We start from the raw sequence: 14,846 nt of genomic DNA, 5'->3' as shown, positions 1-14,846 counted from the left end.
TGCCCTATTTCCCCGTGCGTCCGCGCTTGGTCATGGGAACATCCTCTCTGCAAAGCGGGCATTCCTCGGGCGCATAGCTCTCCACGTCCATCGTGAGGAGCGCCGTTTTCGGCACATCGCCGAAGTCCGCCTTGCCTCCGCTGCGGTCAACCAGCATAGAGACGGCGACCGGAACGGCGCCGAGAGACTTTACAACATCAATGACCTCTTTAATGGATCCGCCCGTCGTCACGATGTCCTCAACGATGAGCACACGCTCTCCCGGACGGAGTGTAAAGCCGCGGCGGAACGTCATGCGCCCCGCCACACGCTCCGTGAAGATCGCACGCGTACCGAGCGCCTTGCCCGTTTCATGCGCAAGCAGGATGCCGCCCGTCATGGGGCCGACCACGGTCTCTATCCCGGCGTTTTTGAACTTCTCCGCCATCGCTTCGCAGAGATGCTGCGTATGCAGCGGATGCTGCAGCACGTTGAATTTCTCCACATACTGTGCGCTGTGCCGTCCCGATGTCAGGAGAAAATGTCCCTCCATAATCGCGCCCGTTTCGAGCAGCAGGCCGCGTACTTCCTCTTGCGTCATCATGCTTCCTCCATCTCTCGTAAAATATGCTCCGCCGCCGCGCGCGGATCCTGCGCGCCTGAGATCGCACGCCCCACGACGATATGCGAGGCTCCCGCGTGGATCGCCTCCGCCGGCGTCGTCACGCGCCGCTGATCGTCATTCGATACGCCTGCGGGACGGATGCCCGGCGTCACGATGAGAAAACCGGCCCCGCATGCACGCCGAATACGCGCCGCTTCCTGCGGCGATGCCACAACACCGTCGAGTCCCGCCTCCTGCGCAAGCTGCGCACGGCGAAGCACCGCTTCCTCAATCGTGCCCACATGTCCAAGTCCCGTCCAATCCGCAACGTCCATACTCGTGAGTACGGTCACGCCGATGAGCTTCGGGCATGGTACGCCCTGCTCCTCCGAAGCCCTGCGCAGGGCTTCGACAGCCGTTCGCATCATGCGCAAGCCGCCCGCCGTGTGGACGTTGAGCAGATCCGGACGCAGGCGCAGGAGCGAGCAAAGCCCCTGCGCCGCCGTATTCGGAATATCGTGGAGCTTGAGGTCGAGAAAAACCTTCTTATCGCGTTCCTTCAGCCATGTGACAATCTCCCCGCCAAGCGCATAGAAAAGCTCCATGCCGACCTTATAGTATCCGACGCTGCTCCCCAAACGCGTGACAAGGCGCTCCGCCGCCGCCCGCGTCGGAACGTCCAGCGCCGCAATCAGTCTCTCGTCCGCCACGTTCATCCCTCCGTGATGTATAATTCAGATGTGCTGCCGCTTGCGGCGCGCCGCACGAACCGCACCGCTCTTCCCGTACGATACCGCAGAACGGGCATGGCCTCCGCTGCAATCGTCGAGAGAACGAGTTCCCCTGCGGCGCCGTCCTCCGTATGCCCTGCGCCCGCAGCATCGAGGGCTTCTGCAAAAAATTGTTCCGCGTCGATCCGCATGCTGCCGATCGCACCGCCCGCGATCAATGCCCCAAGTACGGCGTCGGTATAGAGATGTACGTGCCCTCTCGCAAAATTTCCAGAAATCGCACGCGTTTCCTCCTGCGGCATAACCCGCGCACCGACGGTGACGAGCCGATGCAGCATAATCCGCTTTTCCTGCAATGCTGCCGCGACAGGTGAAAGAAGGTTCTCCCACACAATGACGGTATCCGGCACGATGACGCTTAATATCCGATCGATGTCCGCCGCCGACGCATCCGTCCCAATCGGCATGGTCATAGCCCCGAGTGTATCCAGCGCATATTGAAGGTCAAGCATTCTGCTGTCGGTAAAATCTCCGACGAGAAGCACGTTGCTCGCACGATTGATCCCCGCCGCCGAAAGCATCTGCGCCGCCGACCGAACCCGGCGGGCGACGTCTTCCTGCGTACAGCAATGAAAGATACCGCGCTCATGTGCCGAATCCCGCAAGAGGCTCATGCGCATCAGCCCCGAGAGCGGCAGTGCGAGCATGAAAAAAGGGGCGCCCGCCCCTTCCCATGCCGCACGCTCCAAGAGCGGCAGACGATTCATATCCGCCGGCGTATGCACATCGCCCGCGCAAACGCCCGCGCGCGCAAACGCGTCGCGGTAAAACGCCGTCTTTTCCGCCGCCCACGCGATTTGGCGCTGCAGGAGCACGAGCTGCTCCGCCGCCGTCACGACTCAAGCGGCCGCTGATAAAAGAACGGCTGGAAGCTCGTATAGCCCATCTTGCGGAAGTTCAGGATCGATTCCGTCGCACCGACGAAGAGAATCCCGCCCGGTTTGAGCGCGTCAAAGAAATGCCGATAGAGCTGATCCTTTGCCTCATCCGTGAAGTAGATCACGACATTGCGGCAGAGAATGAGGTCGAAGCCCGTCTCGAACTTATCCTGCAGGAGATTGTGCCGCTTGAATTCGATCATGCTCTTGATCTCCGGCTTTACGGCAAAGAGCTCCCCTTCCTCGTTGAAATACTTGCGGCGACGCTCCGGCGCCATGCTCTTGATCTCGTCCGCTGTGTAGACGCCCCGCTTTGCCTTTGCGAGAATTTCGATGTCGAGATCGGATGCAAGGATGCGGTGCTTCGTTCCCGGCGTCATCTCCTTCATGATGATCGCAAGCGAATACGGCTCTGCCCCAATCGAGCATCCCGCACTCCAAATGTTGAGCTTCGGCGAGCGCTTCAGGAGATCGGGAATGACATCCGTCTCGAGCTTGCTGAACTTCTCCGGCGTGCGGAAAAACTCCGACACGTTGATGGTCAGATACTCGATGAATGCCGCAAATTCATCCTTATCTCCACACACATGGTCAAAGTATTCTGTGCAGGATTTATGTCCCGCGCGCGTGATCAAATTATTGATGCGCCGCTTCATCTGCGGTTCTTTATAAAGGTCGAGATCGATCTCTGTCTTCGCCTTTAATTTCTGCTTAAAAATCTCCCAGTCCCGATCTTCGGCCATACAATTCCCTCCAAAAATCCCCTACACGAATCACTCTCACTGAACCGTAAAGACACGGCAGCTGCTCGTCTCCTCGAGCTTGGGTACAATCACATGCAGGATACCGTTCTCATACGACAGCGTGATCCCGTTTTCCTCAATATCATCCACGAAGAAAACGCGTTCAAAGACGCCCTTCTTGCGCTCACGGCAGAGGAATTTAGCATCGGCAAAGTCCGTGTCATCGCGCTCCGCCCTGATTTTAAGACGACCGCCTTCGTGTACCGTTACCTGTATCGCCGCCTTCGAAAAACCTGGCAGCTCCGCGAAGAGTTCATAGCGGTTCTCGCAGTCGATCACATCGACACGGAACGGGAAGATCATGCCGCCGACCTTATCCAACGGGTTAAAGGAATGATCCACGATCGCTTCCAGCACCTTGCCAAGCACCTCTTGTCCCTTCTCAGCGTTCTCTTTCAAATTGAACGGCAATGGGCGAATCATAGCAGCCACCTCCAAGTCAGTCAACATTTATTTCGACACGATCATTATATCAATTACATGCGGTGTTTTCAATACGTCCGCAGAAAACTGCGGTGCCTCTCTGTCCTCAAACCGCCGCAAGCATATCGCAGATGCCTTTGAGGTAGGTATCGCGTGCAAAGTTCACAAGTTCGCCCGTACGGCGCAGCTTAACCTCTATCGAGCCGTTTTCGATCGTCTTCGGACCGATGGCGATGCGTACGGGGTATCCGATGAGGTCGCAGTCGTTGAACTTGACGCCCGCGCGTTCCCTGCGGTCGTCCAGCAGGACATCGAGGCCCGCCGCGCGCAGTTCCTCATAGATCTCCTCGGCATAGGCGAGCTGTTCTTCCACCTTTGCATTGACGGCAACGACGACGACCTCATAGGGCGCAATCGCGCGCGGCCAGATGATGCCGTGCTCGTCGTGGTTCTGCTCGATGGCGGCAGCCATGGTACGCCCGACACCGATGCCGTAGCACCCCATCTGTAGGGGCTTGAGTTTGCCGTCGACATCGAGGAAGTTCGCCTGCATTGCCTCACTGTACTTCGTCCCAAGTGCAAAGATCTGTCCCGCCTCAATGCCCCGGCTGATGTGGAGATGCCCCTCGCCGCAGGCAGGGCAGAGATCCCCCTCGGTGACGAGACGAATATCGGCGACTGTCACGTGGGCAAAATCACGGACAGGATTGACGTTTGTATAGTGATAGTCCTGTTCGTTCGCACCCGAGACGGCGTTCTTCATCCGCATTGCAGTCTCGTCAACGACGATATGCGTCCCCTCCTTGATGCCGATGGGACTCATAAAACCGGGGCATCCCCCCGCTGCACGGATGGCGGCTTCATCCGCCATGCGCAGCTCTCGCGCGCCCGGCACGGCGTTCGCGAGTTTCACCTCGTTGACCTCGTGATCGCCGCGCAGGAAGGCGAGGACGAGCACGTCCTCCTCCGTCTGATACGCTACCGCCTTGATCGTCTTTTCGACGGGAATCTTGAGGAACTCCGCGAGCAGTGCAATCGTGCTCGTGTGCGGGGTCGAGACCTTCTCAAGCGGTCGCTGCTCCTCGTCCGGTGCGTCGACGGGGCGCAGCTGCGCCTTCTCATCGCTCGCCGCATAGCTGCATGCATCACAGCAGGCAATGCGCGACTCGCCCTCGGGCGCGAGCACGGTGAACTCCTCGGAACGTCCGCCGCCGATCGCGCCGCAGTCCGCCTCCACCGCGCGGAAGTTCAGTCCGCAGCGCGTAAAGACATTCGTATACGCCTCGTACATTTTGCGGTAGGATTCGTGCATTCCCTCAACGTCCTTGTCAAAGGAGTAGAGATCCTGCATGATGAACTCTCGGCTGCGCATGACGCCGAAACGCGGGCGGCGCTCGTCACGGAATTTATCCTGAATCTGATAGAGCATCACGGGGAGCTGCTTATAGGAGCGCAGTTCGTCGCGCACGAGCGCCGTGATCATCTCCTCGTGTGTGGGGCCGAGGCAGAACGCGCGCTCGTGGCGATCCTGGATACGCATCATCTCCGCGCCGTATGCCCCCCAACGCCCGCTCTCTTCCCACAGCTCGGCGGGCTGAAGAATCGGCATCATGATCTCCTGACCGCCCGCCGCATCCATCTCCTCACGGATGATCTGCTCGATCTTGCGGAGCGTGCGCCACGCCAGAGGCAGATAGGTATACATACCGCCCGCGGATTTACGGATGAGTCCTGCCCGATACATGAGCCGGTGGCTTGCGATCTCCGCCTCGGCGGGTGTATTTCTAAGGGTCGGCGCATAAAGATTCGTTGCTCTCATGATTGCTTGCGTTCCTCCAATATCGCGTCTATTTCCTTAAACAGCTCGGACAGCAGTTCCTCTTCGTTCACCTTGCGCACGACTTCTCCCTTGCGGAAGATCAGCCCCTCGCCGTTGCCGCCCGCGATGCCGACATCCGCGCCGCGCGCTTCGCCGGGACCGTTGACGACGCACCCCATGACGGCGACCTCAATGGGATCCTCCATACCGCGCAGCCGCTCTTCCACCTTTTCGGCAATCTCCACGAGATTGATGCTCGTGCGCCCGCAGGTCGGACAGGCGACGAGTGTGGGACCGTATTCCTTGAGCCCGAGCGCCTTCAAAATCTCGTTCGCCGTACGTACCTCGACGACGGGATCGCCCGTGAGCGAGATGCGGATCGTATCGCCGATGCCCTCCGCGAGAAGCGCGCCGACGCCGACCGAAGACTTGATGATGCCCGTCCCCGCCGTTCCCGCCTCCGTGATACCGAGATGCAGCGGGTAGTCTACGCGCTCGCTCATCAGCCGGTATGCCGCAAGAGTGAGCGGGACATCATGCGCCTTGAGCGAGATCTTCATATCGTAAAAATCGAGTTCCTCAAGGACACGCACATGCTCCATTGCGGACGCGACAAGTGCCTCTGCCGTGACGCCGCCGTATTGTTTGAGCATCTTATGGTCGAGCGAGCCGGCATTGACGCCGATGCGAATTGGGATGCTGCCCTCGCGCGCTGCTGCGACCACCTTCTTGACGCGCTCCGTCCCGCCAATGTTGCCGGGATTGATGCGCAGTGCGGCAATGCCCTGCTTCATCGCCTCGAGCGCGAGCTTATAGTCGAAGTGAATGTCCGCAACGAGCGGCGTCTTGACCTGACGGATAATATTTCCAAGATTCTGCGCCGCCGCCATATCCGGCACGGCGACGCGCACGATGTCACAGCCCGCCGCCGCGAGTTCGCGGATCTGCTGTACGGTTGCTTCCGTGTCCGTGGTCTTGGTATTGCACATCGACTGCACGGAGATGGGGGCACCGCCGCCGATAGGAATACTCCCGATTTTTATTTGCCGTGTCTTTCGGCGTTCATATGTGGGCATAAGGGCGGTCAGCCTCCTGCAAAGATACGGACGACATCATTCTTCATCGCGAGCAGCATGAGCAAGATGATGAGCCCGACACCCGCGTTTTGAATATAATGCATCACCTTCGGGCTCAGCGGCTTGCCGCGCACCGCCTCGACGCAGAGCGTAAGGAAGTGTCCGCCGTCGAGCGCGGGTACCGGCAGCAGATTGATGATGCCAAGGTTGAGACTGAGGAGTGCGGCAAAGTTCAGCAGCGGCACAATTCCCATCTCCGCGACCTCGCCTGCCATCTGTGCGACGCCGATCGGTCCCGCAAGCTCCGAGCCGGAGAGTTCGAGGATGATGCGGTAGAGCGCGTCGAGCATCATCACGATGATCATGCCCGTGCGCTCAAACGCCATCGTAAGGGACTGTAAAAATCCCGGATAGGTACTGTTAAAGGCGTTGACAATGCCGATATAACCGCGATTCTGCGCCGCATCGTAACGCGGCGTCACACTGACGGTCAAATCCTGCCCCGCACGGTCGATCTGCATCGTGAGCGGCACATTTCCTTGATTCTCACGAATCATCTCGACCATCGACTGCCACGTATCTATTGGCTTCCCGTCAATCGCAACAATGCGATCCTGCGGTAAGAGCCCCGCCTGCGCCGCAGGCTGATCTGCAAGCACTGTGCCGAGCACCGGCGCGGGATTCGGCGTCTGTACCCCCGCAAAGAAGAAAATTCCAAAAAAGAGCACAACGGGCAGAATGAGGTTCATCGCAGAACCTGCAAGGATCACGAACATGCGCGACAGAATCGGTTTGCGGCAGTAGCCGCGCTCCCCCGCCTCGTTGTCATCGGGCGTCATTCCTGCAATATCGTTGAACCCGCCGAGCGGTACAATACGGATAGAATAAACTGTCTCCCCATAGCGGAAACTCAGGAGCCGCGGTCCAAAACCGATAGCAAACTCATCGACGCGCATCCCCGTCAGTTTCGCCGTGATAAAATGTCCCAATTCATGGACAAACACCAAGAGTCCAAATACAAAAATCGTTGCAACAATCTTCTCTAACATCGGGTCTCCTTTATGATGCCGTGATTATCGAAGCACAAAGTAAATCGTATAATAGTAAACGAGCGGCGCCGTAAACAGCACGCTGTCAAACCGATCCCATACGCCGCCGTGTCCGGGGATGATCGCACCCGAGTCCTTGATGCCCGTATGGCGTTTCATCATGGATTCCACAAGATCGCCGAGCGTGCCGAGAATCGCGATCGCACAGCCGAGCCCCGCCATATATTCGAGCGGAAAATGCAGGAAATATCCAAGCCCAACGACTACGCCTACCGTGCCGAGAAGCCCTCCAACAAAGCCCTCGATTGTTTTATTCGGGCTAATTGCAGGTGCAAGTCTATGGGAGCCAAACGCATTTCCGGCGAAATAGGCAAAGCTGTCACTGGCCCATGTTCCAATAAACATGACCCATACCATCGCCGTGCCAAGGTCAAACGTTCCAATAGGTGTCGTATACAGGTTCCCTGAGAGCTGCCGCAGCATCATGAGATGCGCAAACGGCAGTCCAATATAGCAGATCCCCGCGATGGAGATCCCAACGTCCGGAACGGATACATCCCCACGCAGGAATACACAGCTAAGCGCGGCAAGCAGCGTCGCCGCCATAATGGAAAGCAAAATAAAATCGTGCTGACCATAAAAAGCGCCGTACAGGATCCCGGCGATACCAAGCACGCCCGTAAAAAGCGTTGGGTTACCTCCGCGATGCGAAAATGCTCGTGTAAACTCAATCCAAGCGAGCAGGGCAAGGACTGCCGCCGCAATCCCAAACGTTCGCCCCCCCTCCTGAATGACATAGGCAGACAAACCGATGCCGACGATACCGGAAATAATGCGTGTAATCAAAGACAGCCTCCTATGCTAATCCTCTGCGGTGAGCCCTCCGAATCGGCGTGTTCTGCCCGCGAAGTCCTCCACTGCCGCCGCAAGGTGATCCGGCGTAAAATCCGGCCACAGCGTATCCGTAAAGTAGAACTCAGCATAGGCAGACTGCCATAGAAGAAAATTGCTCAAACGCAGATCCCCGCTCGTTCGAATGAACAGATCAACGGGCGGATCTCCCGCTGTATCCAATTCATTTGAGAACACAGTCTCATCAATATCCTTCGGGGTAAGCTGCCCCGAGGCAACGCGTTCAGCAAGACTATGTGCCGCACGCAGGATCTCATCCTGACCGCCGTAGTTCACCGCGACATTAAATCGAAGCCCTGTATTATTTGCCATGAGGTTCTCTGCTTCCTGTATCCGACGTCGAAATCGATCGCCGAAACGGTCGCGTCGCCCTATGAAATGAATCCGTACATTCTCCCGGTGCATCTCTTCAATTTCCTTTTGGAGGAACGAATCAAAGAGACGCATGAGGAAATCCACCTCTATCGGAGGTCGCTTCCAGTTCTCCGTTGAAAACGCATATACCGTGAGTACCTCGATCCCCATATCGGACGCCGCACGCACAATACGCTTGAGCGTGCGCACGCCCGCCTCATGTCCCGCTGACCGTGAAAGCCCCTGCGCCTTTGCCCAGCGACCATTACCATCCATAACAATAGCGACATGATGCGGCATATTTTCACAACGAACCGCACATATCGGCGAGGTATCGTGCGAAGCGGCATCCGTTGCCCCACCGCCAAAAATCTTTTTCCACATGGCGCTCCGTCTCCCCTTAGAGGTTCCACTTCTCTGTATCTCACTGCCAAAATCCCCCTCCGGCTTTGCCGGAAGGGGTAATGCTTTTCCGCTTAGCAGCGTATCTCATCATCTTCTGCAAGTGAAAGACTTCGTTTCGGAGTGAAAGCAAGTGTCACTTCGAATACTCCATGCAGCTCTCGTGTCCGAACAACATAAGGCTGCCGTACATCCGTTTTGAAAAAATCCCGGGGCGCGCACGTTTGACACAGCGCATAGGAGATTCCTGCGGCATCGAGTTCCATTTGTACATCTGCCCAAGGGCGCCCTTCATAGACGGCCGGCATCAGATCTCCATGACCTCTTTTTCCTTCGCGGCGCGCATCTCTTCCATCTGCTTCACGAATTTATCCACAAGCTTCTGCACGGATTCCTGACCGCGCTTAGATTCGTCCTCGTTGATTTCCTTATCCTTCTCAAGTTTTTTGATCGCCTCGTTCGCATCGCGGCGGATATTACGCAGAGCGACCTTCGCCTCTTCCGTCTTTTTTCCGACTGTCTTGATGAGTTCCTTCCGTCGCTCCTGCGTCGGCTGAGGAATCGCAAGGCGAATCACATTGCCGTCGGAGTTCGGCGAAAGACCAAGATCCGATTTGGAAATCGCGATCTCGATATCGTGCAGCACGGATTTCTCCCACGGCGTGATAACGATCATGTGCGGCTCCGGCACTGTCACCTTCGCCAGCTGATTGACCGATGTCGGCGTGCCATAATACGGCACCATCACCTTGTCGAGGAGATTCGGCGTCGCGCGCCCCGCCCGCAGCGAGGAGAACTCGCGGCGCAGCGATTCGATCGCCTTCGTCATGCTCGTTTCATGCTTTGAAAGAATCTCCTTGATCATTTTGCTTCGCCTCCTACGGTCGTTCCAATCGCCTCTCCAAACGAAGCGCGTGCAATGTTCTCATAGCGATCCATGCTGAACACAACAATGGGAATCTTATTATCCATACACAGGCTCGTTGCCGTTGCATCCATGACTGCAAGCCCCTTTTGCAGAATATCGATATAGGCCAGCTTCTCAAACCGCTTTGCATTCGGATTTTTGTTTGGATCGGAATCATAGATGCCATCCGTTCCTTTTTTCGCCATGAGGATCACGTCTGCTTCAATCTCTGCGGCACGCAGCGCCGCCGTCGTATCCGTCGAAAAGTATGGATTACCCGTCCCTGCGCCAAAGATCACGACGCGCCCCTTCTCCATGTGGCGAATCGCACGGCGGCGAATGTACGGCTCCGCGACCTGACGCATCTCGATCGCGCTCTGTACGCGCGTATCGACGTCCTGTTTCTCAAGCGCATCCTGCAGGGCAAGAGCGTTCATCACCGTCGCCATCATGCCCATGTAGTCCGCAGTAGCACGATCCATACCCTTAGCACTGCCCGAAAGCCCGCGCCAGATATTGCCCCCGCCGACAACAATCGCAACATCGATGCCGTGATCGCGCACCTTCTTGATCTGTGCGGCAATCTCTTCGACCACAGAGGGATTGATGCCGAATCCCTGCTCGCCCGCAAGGGCTTCCCCGCTGAGTTTCAAAACGATACGGCGATATTTCGCATCCAAGATGATTCCTCCTGTCACGCTCTCTACTCTGCGACATTATAACATAGATTTCTAAAAAAATCCGCTTTATCTCTGCAAAAAAGAGCTGCCGGCAGGCAGCTCTCCTTCTCGGTCTATTACTGCATCTGTGCAGCAACTTCAGCAGCAAAATCTTCCTGCTTCTTCTCGATGCCCTCGCCGAGCTGGAACCGTGTGAACGCTTTAACTTGGACATCTCCGAGCACCTCGGAGATCTTCTTCTCGGGATCCTTCACGAATTTCTGCTCGAGTAGACAGACTTCCTCGTAGAATTTATTGATGCGCCCTTCGACCATCTTCTCGATAATCTTCTCCGGCTTGCCCTCTTCGAGCGCCTGCTTGCGCAGTACTTCCTTCTCGTGCTCGATGTGATCTGCCGTCACGCCGGAACGGTCGATCGCCAGAGGCATCGCCGCCGCAATCTGCATCGCGATATCCTTGCCGAGCTGCTCATCGCCGCCCGTGAGCTCTACGAGCACGCCGATCTTGCCGCCCATATGGATATAGGTCGCAACACGCCCTGTACTCTCATAGCGTGCAAATCGGCGCAGGGAAATCTTCTCACCGATCGTTGCCGTCGCCTCCGTGATGAGGGCAGCGACGTCCTTGCCGTCAAGAGTGCTTCCATTCAGCGCGTCGAGATCTGCAGGATCGGTCTCAGCGATATGCTTTGCGACCTTTGCGCTGAGCGCACGGAACTGCTCGTTGCCCGCCGCAAAGTCCGTCTCGCAGTTGATCTCAACGATCACGCCAACCTTCGCATCAGCCGAGAGATACGCCGTCACAGCCCCCTCAGCCGCAACGCGGCCGGCCTTCTTCTCCGCCTTTGCAATTCCCTTTTCACGCAGGTAGTCGATCGCCTTCTGCATGTCTCCGTCGGTCTCAGCGAGCGCCTTCTTGCAATCCATCATTCCTGCGCCCGTACGCTCGCGCAGTTCCTTTACCATTGCAGCACTAATTGTTGCCATTGTATGCCTCCTATTGCATTGATCGCCTTCATCAAAAAAAGGCAAGGGATAACACTCCCTTACCCCCTCTTTATTCCTTACTCAGCCGCAGCTTCTTCCGCTGCGCCGCCCTGATTGCCCTCGAGCACGGCGTCTGCCATACAGCCCGTGAGGAGCTTCACCGCGCGGATCGCATCGTCGTTTCCGGGGATCACATAGTCGATCTCGTCCGGATCGCAGTTTGTATCGACAATCGCCACGATGGGGATATTGAGCTTGCGTGCCTCGGCGACCGCAATCCGCTCCTTGCGCGGGTCAACGACAAAGAGTGCACCCGGCAGACGGTTCATATCCTTGATTCCGCCGAGATAGCGCTCGAGCTTCTCCATCTCGTGGCGCAGTCCCTGCACTTCCTTCTTCGTCAGAACCTCGAACGTCCCGTTCTCCTCCATCGCCTCAAGCTCCTTGAGACGGTGAATACGGCGCTGAATGGTCTGGAAGTTCGTCATCATGCCGCCGAGCCAGCGCTCGTTGACATAGAACATATTCGCACGCAGAGCTTCCTCGCGGATCGCTTCCTGCGCCTGCTTCTTCGTACCGATGAAGAGTACGGACTTTCCTTCCTGCGCAACACTGCGAAGGAAGTTGTACGCCTCATCCACCTTGCGCACCGTCTTCTGCAGATCGATGATGTAGATGCCGTTGCGCTCCGTGAAGATGTAACGCGCCATCTTCGGGTTCCAGCGGCGCGTCTGGTGTCCAAAGTGGACGCCTGCCTCCAAAAGCTGCTTCATAGAAATGACTGCCATGAATATACCTCCTGTTGTTCTTCCGCGTTCCTCATGTGCCATACCACCGCATCAGCAGCACAGGTTGGCTATCGGAATCGCGTGCTTTTTCACACTGCCGAGTATTATAACATAAGAACAGATGTAAAACAACGCTTCGGAAAAAATTTCTTTGCAAACAAAAACACGGAGCGAACATCGTCTCTCCGTGTACATAAACAATATCGTAAAATTACTTTGCCATGGTCATTGCTTCACTCACGTCCACGCCCTTCGGTGCGTAGAGAATGATCGTGCTCGAAATGACACGTGCCGAACCATGCAGAACATAGCAGGCGCCGTTCAGGAAGTCGCAGACACGGCGGCGCTCAGGTTCATTCATACAGTCGAAATTAACCGCGATCGCAATTCCCTGTTTGAGCTGAACCACGGCAGGCGCAGCATCGTCATAGCGACGCGGACGATGAATACGAACCTTCAGCTCCGCAACCTTCGTCGTATGGACAGTGAACTGCGTACCGGAATCCCCGGTAGAGGTCGTATGCATCGCCGAGGCGGAAGTCCCTGCGCCATAGGAAGAGGTGTCATATGAGACCGTTCCACCATTAGCGACCCGACGCTCCCGCAGCGCAGATGTCTCGCGCCGCATCTCCGCCTTCTGAGAAGCGCGCTCCTGCGCAATCTCCTCTTCAAACTCTTCTTCCATCATCGGCATAAATGAGTTCACCACGCTTGAAAATGTATCTTTCATGCGGGAAAAGAATGAATTTTCACCCATTTATCTCTTCCTTCCTTAGCAAATGTACTCACCGTATTTAGTGACAAGTATTCATCCTAACAACGCAGTCATCTTATCATATTTTTTTCAGGGAGGCAAGATAATTTACGTAAAAAATATTATCGATCCTTCTTGGTTTCAAATTTCTTATGGTTTTCAAGACTTTATAGGCTCCTTCATCGACGTTTTTCAACTTTGCAAGGTAGTTTTTTGAGGGCGCCCTCCCATCGTCCGCCCGGTATTTTTCTATCTAGTAGGTATGGTTATTGTACAGGATAAAAATTGAATTTTTTTGAGATCTGTAAAATAATAAAGAGACTGCCGCACAGAAGTGCAGCAATCTCTCGCAACATACAATAATCTTATTTTCCCTTATTCTGCTCTTCAACCGAACGCTGCCAATTCTTATAGAACTGCTCGGAAAGGCTGGAGAACGTCGCAACCGTATTGCCGTCCGACTTGTTCGCACGAACCTCATAGGTGTAGAGGAGATCGTTCGAACCGGAGCGGTAAACATCAAAGAAGAACGTCGTCCGGCTGTTGTTTGCTACAGTCAGAATAATATAGGCGTCCGCATAGTCCGCAACATTCTCCTTAAAGATCTTTGCAGCATCGCGGCGGGGGAGCGTCTTAAGATCAACCCCCTTCGACTCCTGAATTCCCTTGACGACCATATCATAGGGAACAATATTCGCACGTGTGATATGGCTTGCATCCGAGACAATCTGCGTCAGAATCTCAAGCGACGGCGAAGTATCCTCCACCTGTACATAGAGAGGAGCCCCGACAGCCAAACGGTTCACATTCGTAATGACAGCCCCCTCGGGAAGTGTCACCTTGTCGGAATAAGGGGACGCTCCTGCCTGCGCGGCAAACAGCGTGAGGCAGAGCACAAGCACCATTTGGACAAATCTCTTCATGAGTATATCTCCTCCTTAGATTCACAATAAGTATATGCAGTTTTGCACATGTGTCATTCTACACTATTATTGAATCTTTGACAAGGAAAAAAGAACATAAAAAGACCGTATCGCAAGAGCAATACGGTAAATTTCAATGGCAGGGGCAGTAAGACTTGAACTCACAACCTACGGTTTTGGAGACCGTTGCTCTACCAGTTGAGCTATACCCCTATGGGGCGACTTATGGGGATCGAACCCATGCATGCTGGAGCCACAATCCAGTGTGTTAACCGCTTCACCAAAGCCGCCGTTATAATATTTTGTAAAAGAACTCGTGAACCACGCGATTCACGAGTCCCATTGCGGCAACTACCTACTCTCCCGCGTCGTCTCCAACGAAGTACCCTCGGCCTGCGGACGCTTAACTGCTGTGTTCGGAATGGGAACAGGTGGTACCGTCCGGGCATCATCACCGCACTATTGAGTGTTGTTCACTCAAAACTAGACAGAAGAAACTCTTTGCAAATTAGTTGCGAAATAACCTGTAATCATGGAAAGTGCGCAGCACTTTCCATCAATAAATCAAGCCCTCGACCGATTAGTACTGGTCAGCTGCATGCGTTGCCGCACTTCTACGCCCAGCCTATCTACCTCGTCTTCTGCAAGGGGTCTTACTCTCTGATTGAGATGAGATACTTCATCTCGGGACGGGCTTCACGCTTAGATGCTTTCAGCG

The 14,846-nt window shown here is 55.6% G+C and carries 16 protein-coding genes, 2 tRNA genes and 2 rRNA genes; all 20 read right to left on the bottom strand.

Annotated elements, in window-relative coordinates:
* Positions 1-4: 4 nt before the first annotated feature.
* The gene (gene pyrE / locus HMPREF1147_RS04895; RefSeq protein ID WP_009657931.1) at positions 5-580 is read right to left on the bottom strand and encodes an orotate phosphoribosyltransferase; all 576 of its coding nucleotides are present in this window, start codon (positions 578-580) and stop codon (positions 5-7) included.
* Positions 580-1,293, bottom strand: coding sequence for an orotidine-5'-phosphate decarboxylase (gene pyrF / locus HMPREF1147_RS04890; RefSeq protein ID WP_009657933.1), 714 nt, complete (start codon positions 1,291-1,293; stop codon positions 580-582). Before pyrF ends, pyrE begins: the two co-directional genes overlap by 1 nt.
* 2 nt (positions 1,294-1,295) lie before the next feature.
* Positions 1,296-2,210 (bottom strand): AMP-binding protein, encoded by a 915-nt coding sequence (locus HMPREF1147_RS04885; RefSeq protein WP_009657940.1) that lies wholly within the window; start codon positions 2,208-2,210, stop codon positions 1,296-1,298.
* Positions 2,207-2,995, bottom strand: a complete 789-nt coding sequence (locus HMPREF1147_RS04880; RefSeq protein WP_009657941.1) for a protein-glutamate O-methyltransferase CheR — start codon at positions 2,993-2,995, stop codon at positions 2,207-2,209. Before HMPREF1147_RS04880 ends, HMPREF1147_RS04885 begins: the two co-directional genes overlap by 4 nt.
* 36 nt (positions 2,996-3,031) lie before the next feature.
* The gene (locus HMPREF1147_RS04875) at positions 3,032-3,478 is read right to left on the bottom strand and encodes an Hsp20 family protein (RefSeq protein WP_009657957.1); all 447 of its coding nucleotides are present in this window, start codon (positions 3,476-3,478) and stop codon (positions 3,032-3,034) included.
* 106 nt (positions 3,479-3,584) lie between these two features.
* Positions 3,585-5,297, bottom strand: coding sequence for a proline--tRNA ligase (locus tag HMPREF1147_RS04870; RefSeq protein ID WP_009657955.1), 1,713 nt, complete (start codon positions 5,295-5,297; stop codon positions 3,585-3,587).
* Positions 5,294-6,373 (bottom strand): flavodoxin-dependent (E)-4-hydroxy-3-methylbut-2-enyl-diphosphate synthase, encoded by a 1,080-nt coding sequence (gene ispG, locus HMPREF1147_RS04865; RefSeq protein WP_009657946.1) that lies wholly within the window; start codon positions 6,371-6,373, stop codon positions 5,294-5,296. The genes HMPREF1147_RS04870 and ispG overlap by 4 nt, the downstream gene beginning before the upstream one ends.
* An 8-nt stretch (positions 6,374-6,381) precedes the next feature.
* Positions 6,382-7,422 (bottom strand): RIP metalloprotease RseP, encoded by a 1,041-nt coding sequence (rseP, locus tag HMPREF1147_RS04860; RefSeq protein ID WP_009657934.1) that lies wholly within the window; start codon positions 7,420-7,422, stop codon positions 6,382-6,384.
* Positions 7,423-7,446: 24 nt separating this feature from the next.
* The gene (locus HMPREF1147_RS04855) at positions 7,447-8,268 is read right to left on the bottom strand and encodes a phosphatidate cytidylyltransferase (protein WP_009657959.1); all 822 of its coding nucleotides are present in this window, start codon (positions 8,266-8,268) and stop codon (positions 7,447-7,449) included.
* Positions 8,269-8,283: 15 nt separating this feature from the next.
* Positions 8,284-9,072, bottom strand: coding sequence for an isoprenyl transferase (locus tag HMPREF1147_RS04850; protein ID WP_009657952.1), 789 nt, complete (start codon positions 9,070-9,072; stop codon positions 8,284-8,286).
* A gap of 325 nt (positions 9,073-9,397) precedes the next feature.
* The gene (gene frr / locus HMPREF1147_RS04845; RefSeq protein ID WP_009349090.1) at positions 9,398-9,955 is read right to left on the bottom strand and encodes a ribosome recycling factor; all 558 of its coding nucleotides are present in this window, start codon (positions 9,953-9,955) and stop codon (positions 9,398-9,400) included.
* A complete protein-coding gene (gene pyrH / locus HMPREF1147_RS04840; protein WP_009657951.1) occupies positions 9,952-10,677 on the bottom strand; it encodes a UMP kinase in 726 nt (241 codons plus the stop codon). The genes frr and pyrH overlap by 4 nt, the downstream gene beginning before the upstream one ends.
* A 116-nt stretch (positions 10,678-10,793) precedes the next feature.
* Positions 10,794-11,663: a translation elongation factor Ts gene (tsf, locus tag HMPREF1147_RS04835; protein WP_009657958.1), complete on the bottom strand. Its 870-nt coding sequence runs from the start codon at positions 11,661-11,663 to the stop codon at positions 10,794-10,796.
* Between the two features lie 77 nt (positions 11,664-11,740).
* On the bottom strand, positions 11,741-12,451 hold the full coding sequence (rpsB, locus tag HMPREF1147_RS04830) for a 30S ribosomal protein S2 (RefSeq protein ID WP_009349093.1): 711 nt from the start codon (positions 12,449-12,451) through the stop codon (positions 11,741-11,743).
* A 211-nt stretch (positions 12,452-12,662) separates the two neighbouring features.
* Positions 12,663-13,208, bottom strand: coding sequence for a cell division protein SepF (locus HMPREF1147_RS04825; RefSeq protein ID WP_009349094.1), 546 nt, complete (start codon positions 13,206-13,208; stop codon positions 12,663-12,665).
* A 362-nt stretch (positions 13,209-13,570) separates the two neighbouring features.
* Complete coding sequence (locus tag HMPREF1147_RS04820) at positions 13,571-14,128, bottom strand: hypothetical protein (protein WP_009657943.1); 558 nt, start codon at positions 14,126-14,128, stop codon at positions 13,571-13,573.
* Positions 14,129-14,265: 137 nt separating this feature from the next.
* A tRNA-Trp gene (locus tag HMPREF1147_RS04815) sits at positions 14,266-14,341 on the bottom strand.
* Position 14,342: 1 nt separating this feature from the next.
* Positions 14,343-14,418 (bottom strand) — tRNA-His (locus HMPREF1147_RS04810).
* Between the two features lie 52 nt (positions 14,419-14,470).
* A 5S ribosomal RNA gene (rrf, locus tag HMPREF1147_RS04805) occupies positions 14,471-14,587 on the bottom strand.
* A 101-nt stretch (positions 14,588-14,688) separates the two neighbouring features.
* A 23S ribosomal RNA gene (locus tag HMPREF1147_RS04800) occupies positions 14,689-14,846 on the bottom strand; the annotation flags it as partial.

This window comes from Selenomonas sp. FOBRC9, assembly GCF_000287655.1.
Classification (GTDB): domain Bacteria; phylum Bacillota; class Negativicutes; order Selenomonadales; family Selenomonadaceae; genus Centipeda; species Centipeda artemidis.
This window is presented reverse-complemented; position numbering and strand designations above follow the sequence as displayed.